The following is an 18,338-nucleotide window of genomic DNA, read 5'->3' on the forward strand; positions in this document are numbered from 1 at the left end:
GATCCGTCGGAGACCGTGGGATCCGGAGGGCCGGGGGGATGGGGTGGTCCGGCGAGCCGGGCGGTTCGAGTCGGTTTCGGTCGTGGAACGGCTGTCAGTCGTGCGCGGGGGCGAGTACGCGTGCCAGCGCGGGCTGCAGATCACGTACGGCGCGACTGCTCCGGAACCGGGAGAGCTCCCGTGCGAGACGCCGGACGTCGCTGTTCACCGTTGCTGAGGGCACGGTCGGCATCACTCCCAGGAGATCCCCGGCGATCGCGCACGCGTGCTCGACCTCCCCGGAGGCGGCATGAGCCAGGGACCGGCGGAAGCCGTACCGGGCACGGGTGCGCAGCGCGTGCGGCGGGAGGCGGCGGTACTCCCGGTCGAGTACGTCGGCGGCTGCCTTGGGGCGGCCGAGGTCGTGCAGGCACCAGCCGGTCGACATCGCCGCCGGATCACTCACATGGGAGGTGCCGATCACGGGCTCGGCGCCGCTGCGGGTGTCGTCGCTGCCGAGTAGTTCCCGCGCCTTATCGAGGCTGCGGAGGCAGTCGACTTCGTTCCCGATGAGCGCGTGCCCCTGTGCCTCCCGTTGGGCCGCGAGTCCCCGGATGCGCGGCGGGAGTTCGCTGCCTTGGGCGCGGCGAGCCAGGGCGACGGTGCTGGCGCCGTCCCCGCCGTACATCGTGATCAGGGCGCGACGCACCAGTGCGTAGGAACCGAGGTGCGGGTCACCCCCGGCGCGTGCTAGTTCGGCGGCCTCGCCGGTCCAGCCGAGTGCCGCGCCGCTGTCCCCGGCCTCCTGGGCCATCCAACCGGTGAACTCCGCGAACCGCGAGGCGAGCAGGAGCGCGGGGGTCCGAGAAACGGGCTGGGCGTCGGCAGCCAGCCCGGTGATCATGCGGGTCTGCGTCTCCAGCAGGGGCAGCAGGGCCCTGGGCGCGGTGGACTGGCCCAGTTTCCGCAGTTGGTCGAACTGCATGCGGAAGGAGGGCAGGAGGGGGTCAACGGTGGAGGACAAGGAGGACACCGCCTGACCGCCGAGTGTCAGGCCGAGGTCGATCAGCGCTCCCGTACCCGCTGAGAGGACCGCCCGACGCCCGACAAGCCAGCGCCTCGGCCCGGCGGTGCCCGAGTCCGAGTCCGTCTCGGGGCGGGTGACCAGGCGGTGCAGCTCGCCGTCCGCGCCGAGGAAGGCATCGCACCGCCGGGCCAGTTCGGGCGACGCAGAACGTTCCCCGCGCTCCACCTTGCTGAGGTGCCCCTTGTCGTAGTTGAGAGCCACGGAGAACTCGGTCAGAGTCAGACCCGATTCCACTCGTAAACGGCGGAGTTCTGGGCCGAAACTGGAAGTCGTGCTCATCATCAACCTCCCCTTTATACTGATCGCGAGAGCCGTAAGCCCTCACGGGGAGCCGTCATCCGACGACCACCGGGCGGCACGGAACCCGACGGTCAACACCTGCTGTGACGGCGTCGTTTCGGTTCGCATCCGAGAGCGAGTTTGGCATGAGGCGCGCCTGGAGAATCGAGGTTCGGCGGTGTTGCCCGTTGCCTCTTTCGTGCTCCGTTGTTCCCTGTCCATTCATCGGAGTGACCGGGTCGACGACGAGCGTGGCGACGCGATCGGGAATGACAGGATCACGGGCGGGTCCATCCATGGGCGTAGTCACGGTGGAGGTCCGAACAGCGGTGTTGCTCGACAGGGGTGGAGCCGGGGTGGCCGCGGAGGTGGGCCAGGGCGTTGACCCACTGGTTCCATGGGCCGTCGGGCTCGGTGAAGCGGCCGGCGTGGGGGTGCCGAGGCGGAGGAGGGCGCCGAGCACGGCGGGCTGGTCCTGACGGAGGTCGGTGCGGGGGAGGCAGCGGTCGAGGCTGCTGGTGAGGATCTCGGCGTCCGCGTGGGTGCCGAAGCGGGCCAGGGCCAAGCCGTAGACGCTGCCGGAGTAGCTGAATTCGCTGGACAGGAGCAGCGTCGCCGATGCGTTCGCGGAACGTGGCGCGTCGGCTTGGGCTGGCCGAGTCGTCGAGCTGCTGGATGAGTCTCTCGATGTGGGTGGTCCCGGCGCCAGAAAGTGGGCAGCCACCAGCAGAGCACCGAGTGGTCATCGGGCCACGGGGCGCGGTCCTCGGCCGGCGGGCGGACGTACCGTCGGCCGTGCTCGTCGCAGGCGCCGAAATCTTGGTAGTTGCGCTGGGCCTCGATCAGGGAGACCTTGTTCACCCCGCCGGCCATGGTCGGCCAGCGGAACTGGACCCCGTCGTCCTCCCAGAAGCAGACGGGGCAGATCTCGTACGAGCCGGGCATCGCGTCCAGCACGCGATGTCCGCAGCACGGGCAGGGGTAGGAGTTGCTCACCTGCGCAGTCTCCTTGGAGGTCCCGCTGGTGAGCCATGCATTTCTCTGACTGGGGTGCCCGGCCAGTCCGCAGGACACCCGTAAACGGCCGTCGGGAGCCAACGCGTGCCAACCGGGAAATCCCAGGTCAGAGCCCTGGGCGGGGCTCCGCCGCAGGTCAGGATCTGGCTTCAGACATGGCGCTTCAACGTGTAATACGTTCGGCGAAAGGCCGTCTGACCTGCGGCGGAGTGGGTCGGGCGGCCTTTGCGAGCGCGTGCACAGTGCTCATGGCGTCATGAAAGCAGTGCCACTGACAACCCGGTCTGTCGGTCCGGACGGTGGCGTCCCTGACTCCAGCAGGTCCTGGCCGATCGTGCGTGCCCCAGCTCAGGATCAGGTGCCGTACACGGTAGAGCGATGCCCGATATGCACGACCCACACCACCAGTTCACCGTTGTCGATCGTGTAGACGACGCGGTAGTCACCCACTCGTAGGCGGCGGCGTTCTGGCTGGGACACGAGTGCCGTGGTGTTTAAGCCGAGTGGATCGCTTTCCAGCTCGGTCAGTTTGGCCAGAATGCGGAGTGCCATGTCCCGGGGGATCTTGCGTAGTTCCGATTGGGCCTCGGGCCGGAAGACGGTGCGGTAGTCACTCATGGCGCGCGAGTGTCTCCCTCATGATCTCCTCAATCGGGATACCCTCTGCCGGATTTGCCATCCGCTCATCGATGATCCGGTTGATCTCGCGCTCTTCCCACTCCTGATACTTCCGAAGTACCTCGATGGACACGACCGCGGCGACCTGCTTGCCTCGGCGCGTGATCACGGTGGGTAGATCATCCCGGTCGGCCCGCTCCACGACCTCGGCAAGATGTGCGCGCACATCGCGGATGGACTCTATGGGCAACGGCTGCGTCATGCGCTCAAGCGTACCAAGTGTCCCATGTGTACACAAAGCAGTCGGTCGATCCTGGTCCTTCGCCGCGATCTGGTGTGCTGGATGAGTACCGACGGTCCGGCAGGTAGTCGTGTCCGTGCCTGACCGGGTGGGCGTGCGAGCCCTGTGGGGGCGGTGTAGAGAGGAGTCATGTCGCAGCGCCTCGAAGGGCCTCGCCGGGCGGCGCGGGCGGGGCGGGCCCTGGTCGTCGTACCGATCGCGTGGATCGTCGCGGTGTCCGTGATCGACGTCCTCGCACCGCCCGACATCCATCTGGGTCCGCTGCTCGTCGCCGCCCCTGCCATCACGCCCTTGTTCGGCGGGCCCCGGACGGTGGGGCTGGTGGCCGCGCTGGCGGTCGTCGCCCAGACGGTCATCGGGGTGCTGCGCGATCCCGACGAGTTGTTCTCGGCCAACCACGAGGCTCAGATCATCGCCCTCGTACTGGTCGGCGCGAGTCTCGTGATCTTCTGTGTGCTGCGGGAGCGCCGCGCGAGAGAGCTGGCGCAGGTGCGGTACGTGTCCGAGGCCGCCCAGCGTGTCGTGCTGCCGCCGCTGCCCAGGGAGATCGGACCGCTGCGCGTCGGCTCGCTCTACCTCGCGGCGGAGGCCGAGGCCCAGATCGGCGGGGATCTGTACGCGGCGGTGCGCACCGCTTCCGGTACCCGGCTGATCGTCGGCGACGTACGGGGCAAGGGGCTGACCGCGGTCAACGACGCCGCCCTGCTGCTCGGGGCGTTCCGGGGCGCGGCCCACCGTCGGGCGAGCCTCGGCGAGGTGGTCGCCCACCTCGACCGGAGCGTGTGCGGGGACCTGATGGAGCCGGGCGGGGCGGACCGCTACGGGGAGACGTTCATCACCGCCACCATCCTGGACATCCCCGACCGGGGCGGCCGGGTCGAGATGGTGGCCTGCGGGCACCCGCCGCCGGTCGTCCTGCGTGACGGCCGGCCGACGACCATGGAGGCCCGTCATCCCGCGCCTCCACTGGGGCTGGGTGAACTGGCGCATCCGCGCTACGACGTCGACAGCTTCGATTTCGGGCCCGGAGACCTTCTGCTGCTGTACACGGACGGTGTCACCGAGGCCCGCGACTCCACCGGCGCCTTCTATCCGCTCGCCGAGCGCGTCACCGGCTGGGCCGAGAGCGACCCCGACGCCTTCCTCGGCCGCCTCCGGCGCGATCTGCTGCGGCACGTCGGCGGACACCTGGACGACGACGCCGCGATGATCGTCGTCGAGCGCGCCGCCGCGTCCCGGCCCTGATCGCCCGGCGGCACGACCTCGGGGGTCCGTTGCGGGAGGCCCGTCTTCAGGAGCCGCCCACGGTCAGCTGCGAGCCGGTGAGGCGTACGCGGATGCCGTCCTCCCCGACCCGGACGTCCCGCAGCCTCACGTCGCCGTGTTCGGGCTCCGGCAGTTCGAAGGCCAGGGACAGCCTGTCGGCGAGGGCCGGGCGGGTCAGGCGGGAGAGGGCGTCGAGGAGGTCCGGGTCGAGGCTCAGGCCGCTGAGCACCTCGGGGTTGTCCATCGCCAGGTCGATGAGGTTGAGGTTTCGGGCCTCACGGGCGAAGTCCGGGGAACCGGTCAGTTCCGCGAGCTTCCCGTCGTCGCTCAGGCTCTCGCGCACGGTGGTCTCCGGCACTCCCAGCCGCTGCACGAGCGCCGGCACCGACAGCAGGGCCTTCGCCTTGCGGGTCTCCCGGCCGAGGTCGTCGGACGCCTTCTTCGTCAGGTGCAGGCCGTCCGAGGCGCGCGGGCCGGGGCGGAAGGTGGCCAGGTCCCCGATGTCCAGGCGCATGCCGCCGATGTCCGTGGCGATGCCCCGCTCGGCCTGCCGGCGGATCGTTGCCTCCGCGTACAGCCGCAGATCGTGCCCGGCGACCGGCAGGGTGCCCCGGGCCTTGACCCGGTCGTTTCCGTCTCCGCTGAACGTCACCTGGGAGGCGCCGAGTTCGCGGTTCAGGTCGCCGAACGACAGCAGGACGTCACCGTCGAGCCGGGGGATGCCGGCGCCGTGGATCGATGTGAGGCCGTCCGTCTCCAGCCTGATGTCGTGGGCCGTGGCCGACACCTTCGCCAGCGACACCCGGTCGGCCGCCAGGTCGGGCACGGTCACCTTCACCGAGTCCAGCTTCTTGTCGGCGAGTTGGGTGAGGAAGGGGAAACCGCCGATCTCCACCTCGGGGGCCGCGGTCAGGCTCAGCTGGTCCTTGAGCGTGTCGGCCGCCTTGTCCTCGGCGTACAGCACGGCCCAGCGGTCGGCCAGAGCGACGAAGGCGGTGAGGGCGACCAGGCCCACCACCGCCTTCGCGGCGAGCGGCAGCGCCGTGAAACGGCGGCGCCGGCGCCGGGAGCCGCGGTGGTCCGCACGTGGGGTCCTCTCCCGTGCCCGCCGGGCCCGCCACCGGCCGTCGTCCCCGCCGGTGTTCCCACCGTCGTCCCCTTCGGCGTTCCCGCCGTTGTACGAACCGGGGAAGCCATCGTCCGAGCCGCGGAACCCGTTCGGGAGCGGTCCTGGGCGCTCGTCCGGGAACGGTCCTGGGTGCTCGCCCGGAACCGTGTCGGCCAGGACTCCGAGTTCCTCGTACGGGTCGTGCGTGCGGTGAGGCGATTCCGTGCGGTGCGGGGTGTGCATCACCTCATCCGAACATGAGAACCATCCCCGTCCGCAACCCGTACCGGCGTTAAGCGATCTAACTCACGGTCAGTCCCCGGCACTCCGCTCGTCCGGGCGGACCGTCAGCCCGGTCACCCCCGTCGGCTTCTCCGCGTCCGCCGAGCGGACCGTCAGCCGGACCTGGCGCGCCGTGTCCCCGGGCCTGAACGGGCGCCAGGCGCGGCCGTCGAGGGAGGTCTCCAGGGTGTGGGCCGCCGGGGCGATGTCCGTCCAGCGGGGGGTGACTGCCGCGATCCGGGTCGCCCGGCGCAGGGTGACCGTCAGGGTGCCGGCCGCGCCGTCCGGGGACCAGGACGTGGACGGACTGCCGTCCACCGCCGCCTCGGCGTACAGACCGGGGGACTCGGAGGTGGCCGTCGCGGGGCGGCAGCGGGCCGCGTCAGCCGTCGGGGTGAGGTCCGGGCGGCGGGTGGGGAGGGTGAGGGTGCCGGAGAGGCGGCGGGGGCCCGTCGGGGTGTGGACGGTGAAGGGGGCGCCGTCCGTCAGCCGGACCGTGGTCCTCCGGGGGCCGACCGCGATGTCGTACGTGCTGCCCCGGAAGCGCAGGCCCGTCAGCTCCACGCCGTCACGGAGCTGCGGCGGCAGGAGCGGGTCGAGGCGTACGCCGTCCTCGCGCAGCCTGAGCCCGGTCAGGCCGTGTGTGAAGACCTGGAGGAAGCCGCCCTTCCCGGTGAGGAAGTCCTCGGCGGGGAAACCGGAGAGCGGGTCCTCGGCACCGGACTTCTCGCCTCGGGCCTCCGAGAAGAGGCTGTACGGGCCACGGACGAACGGGCGTACGGCGCGCTGGAGATACGTGTACGTGGCGCAGCCCGGTTCTCCGATCGCGGCGGCGTCGATCGCGTGCACCGAGTCCGTCATCGCGGGGCCGTCGGGGTCGGTGCGGGCGGCGTAGTAGTCGAGCGTCGCCGCCGCGGCGCCCTCCTCCATCGGCCACTCCAGCGGATAGACCAGCAGCACCGTGTCGGCCTGCTTGATGGTGGAGCCGTTGTAGCCGGCGTACTGGAGGAAGACCTTCCGCCCGGCGTCGTACGGGATGCGCAGTCCGTCGGCGACCCGGGCCCAGCCGGCGGGTGCCGGGTGGCCGAGGAGTGCGGCGGCGCGGGTGGCGTTGCGCAGGGCGGTGGCGGCGACCGCGTTGGTGAAGACCCCGTCCGTGACCCCGTTGCTGTACTCGTCGGGGCCCGCGACGTTCTTCACCGACCAGGTGCCGTCGGCGTTCGCCGTGGCGCGCGACTGCCAGAAGTCGGCGATGCCCTTCAGCAGCGGCCAGCCCCGCTCCGCCAGCCAGGCGCGGTCGCCGGTGGCCAGGTAGTACTGCCAGACGGCGAGCGCGATGTCGCCCTGGAGGTGGTTCTGGGTGAGGCAGTGCGGCGGGTCCCAGCTCTGGCACTCCGAGTCGAGCCGCCCCCTGCTCGCGCTCGTCCAGGGGTAGAACAGCCCCTCGTAGCCCAGCTTCCGGGCGTTCGCGCGCGCGGCGTCCCGGGTGCGGTAGCGGTACTCGACGACGGAGCGGGCCAGCTCGGGGCGGGTGGCGAGCAGCCCCGGATACATCCAGGTCTCGGCGTCCCAGAAGACCATGCCGGCGTAGTTGTCGCTGGTCAGCCCGGCCGGGGCGACGCTGTCCGACGAGCCGGTCCTGGTGTTGGCGAGCAGCCCGTACTGCGCGGCCCTCAGCCAGGCCTGGAGGTCCCGGCTGCCCGGCACCCTGACGTCCGAGGCCCAGGCCTCGCGCCAGGCCGCCGCGTTCCCGGCGAGGACCCCGGACCAGCCGCGCCGTGCCGCGCGGTCCGCGGCGGCCCCGGCCGAGGCGAGCGGGGTGCGGGAGGTGAGGGCGGTGTCGATGCCGACGTACTTCTCGAAGGTGTACGAGCGGCCCGCCCTGACCCGGGTGGTGCGGGCGCCGTCCGTGCCCCGCTGGACGATCGCCCCCTTGACGCCCGTGCCGAGCGTGCGGAACGTGCCGTCGCCCGCCACCGTGACCCGGCGCGCCCCGCGCTCGTCCAGCCGCCCGGTGACCGTCGCCGTGCCGCTCCAGTGCGGGGTCATCCGCAGGCGTACGGCGCCGGTGTGCACGTCGGAGCGGTCGGTGAGCACCTCGTAGGTCAGGTCGGTCGCACGGCCGTCGGCGGTGGTCCACCGCAGGGAGGTGACCACGACGCCGCAGCGCAGACGCAGGGTCTGGCGGTAGCGCGAGATCCTGCCCGTGGGGGTCGCGGAGCCGTACGTCTCGGAGCCCACGCGGACGTCGAGCGTGGTCCAGCTCGGCAGCGCGGCGATCACCTCGCGCCCCTCGGCGAGGTCCTTGTCGCGGCTGTACAGACCGGAGACGAAGGCTCCGTCGTACCGTGGTGTGTAGAGGGGCCAGCCGGTCTTCTCGCCCGTGGCGGCGTATCCCGCGCCGGCGGCGGGCACGCGGTGCCCCAGGTAGCCGTTGCCGACGTAGGGGTCGTATCCTGCGGCCTCGCCGAAGACCGTGGACGTCGGGGCCCAGGAGGGATCGGAAGGGGAGTCCGCCCGGCCGCACACGGGTTCCGGGGTGTGCCCGGCCGCGTACGAGAGCGGAGGCAGAGGCGCGATCAGCGCGCCCGCGACCAACGGCGTGAGAAGGGAAATGCGCTTGAGGCTCACCGTACGAAGGTAGGGAAGACGGCGCGGCCGGTGCGGGAGCGGCGCGCGGGAGAAGCGGACCGGTCCACGACCGGAGGCAGGGAGAGCGGCATGTCGTATCCCGAACCCATCTACGCCGGCGGCGAGGGCGAGATCAGCGCGGACTACCGCCCTGCGGACACCGCCCCGAATCTGCTCACACGCGGCGGCGGCAGCACCCACTACCTGGCCACCGCCGGGTCGACGCACGGCGAGTTCGGGCTCTACCGGATCAACATGGGCCCGAAGGCCGGCGGCCCGGCCGAGCACTTCCACCGGTCGATCTCGGAGTCGTTCTTCATCCTCGACGGGACGGTGCGGATCTACGACGGCGAGCGGTGGGTCGACGCCACACAGGGCGACTTCCTGTACGTACCCCAGGGCGGCCTGCACGCCTTCCGCAACGACTCCGAGGAGCCCGCGTCGATGCTGCTGCTCTTCACACCGGGGGCGCCCCGCGAGGAGTACTTCGAGAAGGTGGGCCAGGTCTCCGACTGGCCGGAGAAGCAGCGGGCGGAGTTCTTCATCAAGCACGACACCTACTGGACGGACTGACGGGTGCTCAGGTCGCCAGGCCGGTCTTGAGGCCCGCCCCGCAGAGGGGGACGACCACACTGCGGTCCTCCACCTCGCGCACGGCGGCCCAGCAGGCGACCCCGGTCGTCTCCACGAAGAAGCCCCGGGCCGCCAGGTCCTTCTGCGCGTGCCGGAGCTGGTCCTCGGTCACCGTCAGGAAGGTGCCGCCCGACTCCCGCACGGCCGCCAGGATCTGCCGGGCGCGCGGCGGACGGGGGATGGCGATGCCCTCGGCGAGGGTGGGCCCCGCACTCCCGGGCGCGCCGGGGAGGCCGTCCGCCCCCGCACGGAACGCCGCGGCCAGCGGTGACACCGCCTCGGCCTGTACGGCGATCAGCGCGGGGCGGCGGTCGATCAGGCCGTGGGCCAGGAGTTCCGCCGTGGCCAGGGCGGCGCCCAGCAGCAGGGTGCCGTTGCCGACGGGCACGGCGATGGCGTCCGGCAGGGTGCCGCCGAGGTCCTCCCAGATCTCGTAGACGTAGGTCTTCGTGCCGTGCAGGAAGTACGGGTTGAAGACGTGCGAGGCGTAGAAGGTGCCCGGTTCCCCGGCGGCGGTCCGGGCGGCGGCGGCCGTCGCCTCGCGCCCTCCGGGCACGGTCACCAGCCGGGCGCCGTGGGCCCCGATCTGCTCGGTCTTCTTGGGAGAGGTCCCCTCGGGGACGTACACCGTGCACGGCAGGCCGGCACGGGCGCAGTACGCGGCGACGGCCGTGCCCGCGTTGCCGCTGCTGTCCGCGACGACCCGCTCCGGGGAGAGCCTGCGGGCGAGTTCGGCCAGCATGACGGCGCCGCGGTCCTTGAAGGAGAGCGTCGGCATCAGGAAGTCGAGCTTGGCCGAGACCCGGTCGGTGAGGGGGACGAGCGGGGTCCGTCCCTCGCCGAGGGAGACGGACGGGGCGGCGAGGGGAAGGGCCTCTTCGTAACGCCAGAGTGAATTGACGCGCCCGGGGAGCGCGTCGCGACGGACCGGTGGCGGGTCACCGGCGTCGAGGTCCCAGGGGCCGCCGCAGACCGGACAGCACCAGGTCAGCGTGGTGGCGTCGGCCCGGGAACCGTCCTCGGGGCAGACGTAGGCCGCCGTGGGCATCCGTGTGTCCTGCATGTGGCCAATGTATTGCCCAGGGCATGACGCCCTTGTGGGATTCCTATGGATCGGCCAATCTTTCGCACAGCACGGCGTGCCGCTCACATGAAGCCACATGGAGCGCGGTTCCGTCGTGTCTGAATTGTCATGCGCATGATTGATCCTGCCGCGTTACCTGACACACCCCCAGGCGACGCGATGCGGGCCATGCACCCCCATGCATCCCCACTCAGTGCACCGCAACCGAGGAGGACCCCCCCATGGCAGCCGAACGTCCCTCACGCTACGCGCGAAGACTGGCCGCGACCAGCGTCATAACCGGCGCCGTCCTGACGCTCGCCACCGCTGCGGCCTTCCCCGCCGCCGCCTCCGACGGCACGCCGGAAGGCGTGATCGAGAACGCGGGCGCCCCGGGCGCCATCAGCGGCAGTTACATCGTCACCCTCGACGAGTCCGCCGCCGAAGCCGACTCCAGCGAGGGCAGGGCGCTCGCCGCGGAATACGGGGCGAAGATCAAGAAGACCTACCGCGCGGCGGTCAACGGCTACGCGGTCGAACTCTCCGCCGCGCAGGCGAAGAAGTTCGCCGCGGACCCGGCCGTCGAGTCGGTCGTCCAGAACCGCACCTTCACGATCTCGGCCACCCAGCCCTCGCCGCCCTCGTGGGGCCTGGACCGGATCGACCAGACCGCCCTGCCGCTGAACAGCAGCTACACCTACCCCGACACGGCGGGCGGGGGCGTCACCGCGTACATCATCGACACCGGTGTGCGCATCAGCCACAGCGACTTCGGCGGGCGTGCCTCGAACGGCTACGACGCCATCGACGGCGACAACGTCGCGCAGGACGGCAACGGCCACGGCACCCACGTGGCGGGCACCGTCGCGGGGACCTCGTACGGCGTCGCCAAGAAGGCGAAGATCGTCGGGGTACGCGTCCTGGACAACAGCGGCTCCGGCACCACCGCACAGGTCGTCGCGGGCATCGACTGGGTGACGGCGAACGCGGTCAAGCCTGCCGTGGCCAACATGAGCCTGGGCGGCGGCGCGGACTCCGTGCTGGACGCCGCGGTGCAGAGCGCCATCGACTCCGGCATCACCTTCGCCGTCGCGGCGGGCAACGAGTCGACCAACGCCTCCACCAAGTCCCCGGCGCGCGTCGCCGACGCGATCACGGTCGGCTCCACGACCAGCACGGACGCCCGCTCCAGCTTCTCGAACTACGGCAGCGTCGTGGACATCTTCGCGCCGGGCTCCTCCATCACCTCGTCGTGGAACACCGGCGACAGCGCCACCAACACCATCTCCGGCACGTCGATGGCGAGCCCGCACGTCGCCGGTGCGGCGGCGCTGTACCTCGCCGACCACCCGGGCCAGACCCCCGCGCAGGTCTCCGCGGGACTGGTGGCCGCCGCGACCAGCGGTGTGGTGACGAGCCCGGGCACCGGCTCCCCGAACAAGCTGCTGAACGTCGGCTCGGGCGGCACCACCCCGCCGCCCACCGGCACCAAGTTCGAGAGCACGACCGGCTACGCCATCGCCGACAACTCCACGGTGGAGTCCCCGATCACCGTCTCCGGGGTCACCGGCAGCGCGCCGTCCGCGCTCAGCGTCCCGGTGAACATCACGCACACCTACTCCGGTGACCTCAGGATCGACCTGGTCGCACCCGACGGCTCGGTCTACAACCTGAAGGCGTACGGAACGGGCGGCAGCGCCGACAACGTGATCACCACGTACACGGTCAACGCCTCGTCCGAGACCGCCAACGGCACCTGGAAGCTCCGGGTGGCCGACAACGCCACCTACGACACCGGGCGGATCAACTCGTGGGCCCTGCAGTTCTGATGCGGGCCGCTCGATGAGCGGGTGGGCGCGGGGCGGGGCGGCGGCCCCGCCCCGCGCCCACCGGCCTCGGCCGGCGGAAGGGCTCTCAGCCCCGGCGCAGCCCCCGGTCGACGGCGGTCATCAGCTCCCCGTCGTCCGTGTCGCCGTCCAGCGACCAGAACATCGCGCCGCCGAGGCCCTTGTCGCGGATGTACGAGGTCTTGCCGTGCAGCACCCGCGGATCGTCGTACGTCCAGAGGGTGGTGCCGTCGAACAGCCAGGCATGGCCGTTGCGGGCGTCCCTGTGGACCGTGAACTTCCCGGAGTCGGCGAGCTTCTTGAGCGCCTTGTAGTCCTCGTAGCCCGCGGCGTAGGTGGCCGGGGCGGGCGCCGTCGCGGGCTGTCCGAGCCCGTCGCCGCCCCCGGTGACACCCGTCCAGCCCTGGCCGTAGAACGGCATGCCCATCACGAGTTTGCGGGCCGGGGCGCCGCGCCTGATCCAGTCGCGGACCGTCTGGTCGACGCTGAAGTCGCCCTTGGCGTACAGCGCGGACTGCTGGGCCGTCGTCTTCTCGCCCGACACGTGGAAGTCGTAACCCTGGAGGTTGACGAAGTCGAAGTCCCGCATGATGCGCGGCACGTCGAAGCCCGCGTCGATCTTGGCGGGGGCGGTGGGGACGAACGCCGAGAGCTCGTAGTGCTTCGGCTTCCCCTTCCGGCTGCTCTTCGCGTAGGCGTCGAGCTGGGTGCGGAACTCGTGGACCAGGGCGGTGAAGTTCCGCTTGTCCTCGGGGCGGTACACCGTGTCCGTGTCACCGGCGGAGCCCGGCCACTCCCAGTCGAGGTCGATGCCGTCGAAGAGCCCGGCAGCCGCGCCTTCGCCCCCGCGCGCACCGTCCACCGGCAGGTTGCCCTTGATGTACAGGTCGATGCAGGACCGGACGAGCTCCTTGCGGGAGGCGGGGGTCCTGGCGGCGTCGGAAAAGTGCGTGGACCAGCTCCAGCCGCCCAGGGAGATCATCACCTTGAGGCCGGGGTGCGCGGCCTTCAGCTCGCGCAGCTGGTTGAAGTTGCCCGCGAGGGGCTGCGTGTCGGTGTCGGCGACCCCGTCGACCGATCCCGCGGCGTCCAGCGGGCGGGCGTAGTCGGCCCACGCGTCGGCCTCACCGGGCACGTTGCCCGTGAAGCACCGGCCCTCGGCGCTGACGTTGCCGAAGGCGTAGTTGATGTGGGTCAGCTTGGCCGCCGTGCCGCTGGTCTCCAGGTCCTTGACCTGGAAGTCGCGGCCGTAGACGCCCCATTGGGTGAAGTAGCCGACGGTCCGGTACGCGCGGTCGCGGTGGCCGGACGAGCGGTCGGAGCCGTCGGCCGTGGCGGCGGGGGCGAGTCCGGCGAGCAGGGTGAGGGCGCAGGCGGCGGTGAGGGTTCCGGTCAGGGTTCTTCGACGCATGGGGCTCGTTCCTGTGCGTAGTCCCGGAGTTGGTCCGGGTGCGTGATCCGAGGGATGTTCCGGTGCCGACGGGCAGCGGGAGCCGTGCTGTGCACAGGGAAACGTATTGGTCTGGACCAAAAACGGTCAAGGCTCGGTGGGGAACTGCCGCGCACCTGCTCCAGGTATGCGCTGGTCGACGGGGAATCATCACATCGAGTGAAACTCTGGCCCGTGCTTGCGGTACTCAACCCACGGTTGCGACGCTGTTGCTGTCTGTCAACCTGTTGGGAGTGGCCTGTGCCTTTCGGTGAGCAGCCCGCCTATCTGCGCGTGGCGAGCGATCTCAGGGAGAAGATCGTCAACGGCGCGCTGCCGCCCCATACCCGCCTGCCGTCGCAGGCCCGCATCCGCGAGGAGTACGGGGTCTCGGACACCGTCGCGCTGGAGGCGCGCAAGGTGCTGATGGCCGAAGGGCTCGTCGAGGGGCGCTCGGGCTCGGGGACGTATGTGCGGGAGCGTCCGGTGCCGCGCCGGATCGCCCGCTCCGGTTATCGCCCGGGGGTGGGAGTCACGCCGTTCCGCCAGGAACAGACGGCGGAAGGGGTCCGGGGGACCTGGGAGTCCCGGAGCGAGCAGGAGGGGGCGAGCGCGGAGATCGCCGAGCGGCTCGGGATCGAGCCGGGCGACCGCGTGATGCGCACGGGATACGTCTTCCGGGAGGCGGGTGAGGCGATCATGCTGTCCACGTCCTGGGAGCCCCTGGCGGTCACCGGGCGCACACCGGTGATGCTGCCGGAGGAGGGACCGCTCGGCGGCTGCGGAGTGGTCGACCGCATGGCGGCGATCGACATCGTCGTGGACAACGTCGCGGAGGAGGTCGGCGCGCGCCCGGGGCTGGCGGAGGAGCTCCTGGCGCTCGGCGGCGTTCCGGGTCATGTGGTGATGGTGATCGGCCGGACGTACTACGCGTCGGGGCTCGCGGTGGAGACGGCCGATGTCGTGGTGCCCGCCGACCGCTACAGGATCGCCTACCATCTGCCGGTCAAGTGACCGGTGGGGCAGTCGTGGTGACCGGTGGGAGAGATGGCGTGTCCGCCGCTCGTGATGCGGAGTTAACCCCCGTGCGCCGCGCTTAACCGGCGGGCAACGCCCCGTCGTGACGGCTTGTCATGTTCAGCTCCTACCTTCCCGTTCGTCACCCGCACACCGGACCGACGAACGGGAAGTCACCGATGACGGACATCGCAACGCCCACGCCGGGCGAGGCGCCGCCCCAGGAGCCGCAGGAAGGCTCTCGGGAGCCCCGGCGCAGCTACGCCAGGCTCGCGGCCGACGAGAGCCGCGAGGACTACTCCCTGCGCTACGCCCCGCACTCCTTCCGGCGGTGGTCACCGTCGATGGTCGCGGGGACGGCGCTCGGAGGCATCGCGTATCTGGCCGACTTCGCGATCGGCGCCTCCATCGTCTTCACCTACGGATTCACCAGCGGGTTCGCCTCGATCCTCGCGGCGGCGGCGATCATCTTCCTCACGGGCATACCGATCGCCCGGGCCTGCGCGAAGTACGGCCTGGACATGGACCTGGTCACGCGCGGGGCGGGCTTCGGCTACTTCGGCTCGACCCTGACCTCGCTGATCTACGCGTCCTTCACCTTCATCTTCTTCGCCCTCGAGGGCTCGATCATGGCCCAGGCCATGCACCAGGCGGTCGGGCTGCCCGTGGAGATCGGCTACCTGGTCACCACGCTGATCGTCATCCCGATCGTGTTCCGGGGCATGGGCGCGCTCGCCAAGGTGCAGGCCTGGACGCAGCCGGTCTGGATCATCGGCATGGTGCTGCCCTTCGTGGTGCTCGCCTTCGAAGCCCCGGACTCCTGGGGCGCGTTCAGCTCCTTCGGCGGTACGGAGGGGGCAGGCTCCGGCTTCTCCTGGATCGCCTTCGGGCTCGGCACCGGCGTCGCGCTCTCGCTCATCGCCCAGATCGGTGAACAGGCCGACTATCTGCGCTTCATGCCCGCCAAGACGGAGGCCAACAAGCGGCGGTGGAACCTGGCCGTTCTTGCCGCCGGTCCCGGCTGGGTCATCATCGGGGCGGCCAAGCAGCTCGGGGGCGCGTTCCTCGCCTTCGTCGCGCTGGAGGCGGTCGGCAAGACCCACGCCCTGGAGCCGATCGCACCGCAGATCGAAGCCCTCAAGCCCTGGCTCGGATCGTTCGCGCTGCCGGCCGCCGCCGTCTTCGTGATCGTCTCCCAGATCAAGATCAACGTGACCAACGCCTACAGCGGCTCGCTGTCCTGGTCGAACTTCTTCTCCCGCATCACGCACAAGCACCCTGGCCGGGTCTGGTACATCTTCCTCAACCTCGCCATCGCGCTGACGCTGATGGAGATGAACATGTTCGCCGCGCTGAACAAGCTGCTCGGCTTCTACTCCAACGTGGGCATCGCCTGGATCGCGGCCGTCGCCGCCGATCTGGTCATCAACAAGCGGATCGGGCTGAGCCCCCGCTACATCGAGTTCAAGCGCGCCTACCTCTACGCCGTCAACCCGGCCGGCTTCGGGGCGATGGTCATCGCGTCCACCGTCTCGATCCTCGCCTTCTTCGGGCTGTTCGGCAGGTACGCCGAGGCCTTCTCCACCTTCATCGCGGCCGGACTCGCCCTCATCCTCTGCCCGTTGATCGCCTGGCTGACGAAGGGGAAGTACTACCTGGCCCGGCCGAACCCGGTCAACGGCCCGGACGTCGAGATCGCCGACATCACCGCCACGCACAACTGCACGGTCTGCGAGACCGCCTACGAACTGCCCGACATCGCCGACTGCCCGGTCCAGTCGGGGCCGATCTGCTCGCTGTGCTGCTCGCTGGACGCGGAGTGCGGGGACGTCTGCCGCAAGGAACCCGCCGCGGGCCCGGTGCTGATGCCGGTGCCGACCCTGCCGCCCGCGCGGACACCGGCCGGCTGACCCGAGAGGGGAGGCGGGGGCGCATTCGAGAGAGTGCGCCCCCTTTGGATTGGCCGGATGCGTGTCTCTTTGTGCAAAGACGCATCCGCTGAGTGAAGGTCAGGCGTACGCTCGGGCATATGCGTACTGCGGTTTCCTGGGGATCCTTAGAGACGTGCACACCAGTGGGGAGAGGGGCGAGATGCTGGGGAGGAACGCCATGACCGACAGCGGCGCCGTGCTCCCCTGGCTGGTGATCAGACAGGACGACAACGGCAACAGGTATCGCGTCGGCCGTTATGCGACGCAGGACGAGGCGCAGAAGATCGCGGACGGCCTGGACCGCAACGGGCACAAGCAGCTCTACTGGGTGGAACGCACGAGCCGGAGCGCGCGCCCGTAACAGGACGGGACAGCGGTTACGCTCCGGCGCATGAGTGATTCCGTGGTGGTGGCCGGGGCCGTCTGTGATCGCGGACGGCTCCTGGCCGCCCGCCGCAGCGCCCCGCCCGAGCTGAAGGGCCGCTGGGAGCTGCCCGGCGGCAAGCTGGAGCCCGGCGAGAGCGGCGAGCAGGCGCTCGTGCGGGAGCTCCGGGAGGAGCTCGGTGTGGAGGCCGAGCCGCTGGAGCGCATCCCGGGTCAGTGGCCGCTGAAGCCCGGGCTGGTGCTGCGGGTCTGGATGGTCCGGCTGGTGTCGGGCGAGCCCAGCCCGCTGGAGGACCACGACGAACTGCGCTGGCTCGCACCGGAGGAGGCGGACGCCGTCGACTGGCTGGACCAGGACCGCCCGGCGGTGGCCGAGGCGGTACGCCGTCTGAGCGAGGACCGCGGCGTCTGATCCGGGGGCGGTGCGGTCGGCGCGACCGGGCGCCCGCGCCCGGCGCACCCGCGCTGCCCGGTGCGCCCGCATTCGCTCCGCCTGCCTTGGCTGTACGTGTCCGCCCCGCCTGTCCGCGCCTGTGCGTGCGGCTGCTTCAGACTGTCTCTGGGCCGGCCTGCCCGCGCGCCTGCGCCTGCCTTGCCTGTCCGCGCGTCTGCGCCTCCGCGCCCGTACGCCGTTCTGCCCGTACCGGCGCTGTCGGCCCGGGCGCGCGACGACCTGCCCGCGCGCCTGCCCGGCATTCCCCCGTCGCCCGTCAGGGCTCCCGGCCGCCGGGCGCTCGGTGCGCCCCCAGTACCCGTCAGGGGTCCGGCCGCCGACGTGGCCGCATACACCCGTACGCCCCATCCGTCACTGTCGGCGATAGGTTGTACTGAATATCGGGTATGTGCCGATAAGACCCTTGAAGGGGAATGCGCCCCGCAGCCGGCCCTGGGAAGTGATCGGCGTGACCGATACCGATGGCGATCGCGCCGAATGGAGCTTTCCGGCGGTGCCGGGCTCCGTGCGCAGTGCCCGGCACGCGGTCCGTGACGCACTGCACTACTGGGGGTTCGACGCGGCGGTGGGCGATGTCGCCGTACTCCTCGTCAGCGAGCTGGTGACCAATTCCTTGCGCTATGCCTCGGGTCCGATCGGCGTCCGGCTGGTGTGGCCGCATCCCGACGGCGAAGAGCCCGGTGCCACGGGCGGGGAGCGGCATCTGCTGGTGGAAGTCTCCGATCCGGTTCCGGATCCGCCCACCGAACGCAGTGCCGGACCCGAGGACGAAGGGGGCCGTGGACTGCAGCTGGTGGCTTGTTCTGCGCGCCGCTGGGGAACCCGGCGCGGAAAGACCGGCAAGACCGTGTGGTTCGAGCTCCCTCTGTCTGGTTAGGAGTGGGGAGGGACGCACAGCGATCACCAGAGGTCGGGCAGAACCTGGCTGAAAGGGACTGAGACCGTGCTGTGATCGTGAACGCCGTGCCGGTGAGGCCCGTAGTGCTGAATACTGCGGGCAGGACCGGTCCGG

16 protein-coding genes and 1 pseudogene are annotated in these 18,338 nt (G+C 70.9%); 8 read left to right on the plus strand and 9 right to left on the minus strand.

All coding sequences use genetic code 11. From position 1 onward, the window contains the following. Positions 1–94: 94 nt before the first annotated feature. The 5 genes and pseudogenes from ACWCQM_RS26540 to ACWCQM_RS26560 form a co-directional block, all read right to left on the minus strand. Complete coding sequence (locus ACWCQM_RS26540; RefSeq protein WP_450917662.1) at positions 95–1,345, minus strand: helix-turn-helix domain-containing protein; 1,251 nt, start codon at positions 1,343–1,345, stop codon at positions 95–97. Positions 1,346–1,400: 55 nt separating this feature from the next. Further along, a complete protein-coding gene (locus ACWCQM_RS26545; protein ID WP_450917620.1) occupies positions 1,401–2,069 on the minus strand; it encodes a DUF6000 family protein in 669 nt (222 codons plus the stop codon). Beyond that, positions 2,036–2,341: pseudogene (locus tag ACWCQM_RS26550) on the minus strand (CPCC family cysteine-rich protein); the annotation flags it as partial. The pseudogene ACWCQM_RS26550 and the gene ACWCQM_RS26545, both read right to left, overlap by 34 nt. A 375-nt stretch (positions 2,342–2,716) precedes the next feature. Next, positions 2,717–2,980, minus strand: a complete 264-nt coding sequence (locus tag ACWCQM_RS26555; protein ID WP_450917621.1) for a type II toxin-antitoxin system RelE family toxin — start codon at positions 2,978–2,980, stop codon at positions 2,717–2,719. Then, on the minus strand, positions 2,973–3,242 hold the full coding sequence (locus ACWCQM_RS26560) for a type II toxin-antitoxin system Phd/YefM family antitoxin (RefSeq protein ID WP_450917622.1): 270 nt from the start codon (positions 3,240–3,242) through the stop codon (positions 2,973–2,975). Before ACWCQM_RS26560 ends, ACWCQM_RS26555 begins: the two co-directional genes overlap by 8 nt. A 168-nt stretch (positions 3,243–3,410) precedes the next feature. On the opposite strand from ACWCQM_RS26560, the gene ACWCQM_RS26565 reads away from it, so the two are divergent. Continuing rightward, complete coding sequence (locus tag ACWCQM_RS26565; RefSeq protein ID WP_450917623.1) at positions 3,411–4,526, plus strand: PP2C family protein-serine/threonine phosphatase; 1,116 nt, start codon at positions 3,411–3,413, stop codon at positions 4,524–4,526. Positions 4,527–4,572: 46 nt separating this feature from the next. Here ACWCQM_RS26565 and ACWCQM_RS26570 read toward each other — a convergent pair whose 3' ends face one another. Together ACWCQM_RS26570 and ACWCQM_RS26575 are read right to left on the minus strand one after the other, a co-directional pair. After that, on the minus strand, positions 4,573–5,898 hold the full coding sequence (locus tag ACWCQM_RS26570) for an LmeA family phospholipid-binding protein (protein ID WP_450917624.1): 1,326 nt from the start codon (positions 5,896–5,898) through the stop codon (positions 4,573–4,575). A 69-nt stretch (positions 5,899–5,967) separates the two neighbouring features. After that, positions 5,968–8,568: a glycosyl hydrolase family 65 protein gene (locus ACWCQM_RS26575; protein WP_450917625.1), complete on the minus strand. Its 2,601-nt coding sequence runs from the start codon at positions 8,566–8,568 to the stop codon at positions 5,968–5,970. A 90-nt stretch (positions 8,569–8,658) separates the two neighbouring features. Here ACWCQM_RS26575 and ACWCQM_RS26580 point away from each other — a divergent pair, with 90 nt between their 5' ends. Further along, entirely contained in the window at positions 8,659–9,141 is a 483-nt protein-coding gene (locus ACWCQM_RS26580; protein WP_450917626.1) for a cupin domain-containing protein, read from the plus strand. 7 nt (positions 9,142–9,148) lie between these two features. Here the strand turns inward: ACWCQM_RS26580 and ACWCQM_RS26585 are convergent, their stop codons facing one another. Further along, positions 9,149–10,264 carry a threonine synthase gene (locus tag ACWCQM_RS26585; protein ID WP_450917627.1) on the minus strand — a complete coding sequence of 372 codons (1,116 nt, stop codon included), beginning with the start codon at positions 10,262–10,264 and terminating at the stop codon, positions 9,149–9,151. A gap of 242 nt (positions 10,265–10,506) precedes the next feature. Here ACWCQM_RS26585 and ACWCQM_RS26590 point away from each other — a divergent pair, with 242 nt between their 5' ends. Then, positions 10,507–12,093, plus strand: a complete 1,587-nt coding sequence (locus ACWCQM_RS26590) for a S8 family peptidase (protein ID WP_450917628.1) — start codon at positions 10,507–10,509, stop codon at positions 12,091–12,093. An 85-nt stretch (positions 12,094–12,178) separates the two neighbouring features. On the opposite strand, the gene ACWCQM_RS26595 is transcribed toward ACWCQM_RS26590, so the two are convergent. Beyond that, a complete protein-coding gene (locus tag ACWCQM_RS26595; RefSeq protein ID WP_450917629.1) occupies positions 12,179–13,522 on the minus strand; it encodes a glycoside hydrolase family 18 protein in 1,344 nt (447 codons plus the stop codon). 279 nt (positions 13,523–13,801) lie between these two features. Here ACWCQM_RS26595 and ACWCQM_RS26600 point away from each other — a divergent pair, with 279 nt between their 5' ends. From ACWCQM_RS26600 to ACWCQM_RS26620, 5 genes are all read left to right on the plus strand, one after another. Beyond that, positions 13,802–14,554, plus strand: coding sequence for a GntR family transcriptional regulator (locus ACWCQM_RS26600; protein WP_450917630.1), 753 nt, complete (start codon positions 13,802–13,804; stop codon positions 14,552–14,554). Between the two features lie 182 nt (positions 14,555–14,736). Beyond that, the gene (locus ACWCQM_RS26605) at positions 14,737–16,467 is read left to right on the plus strand and encodes a purine-cytosine permease family protein (RefSeq protein ID WP_450917631.1); all 1,731 of its coding nucleotides are present in this window, start codon (positions 14,737–14,739) and stop codon (positions 16,465–16,467) included. 199 nt (positions 16,468–16,666) lie between these two features. Continuing rightward, positions 16,667–16,849 (plus strand): SPOR domain-containing protein, encoded by a 183-nt coding sequence (locus ACWCQM_RS26610; protein ID WP_241839470.1) that lies wholly within the window; start codon positions 16,667–16,669, stop codon positions 16,847–16,849. 30 nt (positions 16,850–16,879) lie between these two features. Further along, positions 16,880–17,284 (plus strand): (deoxy)nucleoside triphosphate pyrophosphohydrolase, encoded by a 405-nt coding sequence (locus ACWCQM_RS26615; protein WP_450917632.1) that lies wholly within the window; start codon positions 16,880–16,882, stop codon positions 17,282–17,284. A gap of 481 nt (positions 17,285–17,765) precedes the next feature. Then, complete coding sequence (locus tag ACWCQM_RS26620) at positions 17,766–18,203, plus strand: ATP-binding protein (RefSeq protein WP_450917663.1); 438 nt, start codon at positions 17,766–17,768, stop codon at positions 18,201–18,203. Positions 18,204–18,338 lie beyond the last annotated feature (135 nt).

The sequence above is a fragment of the Streptomyces sp. NPDC002125 genome (assembly GCF_053593715.1).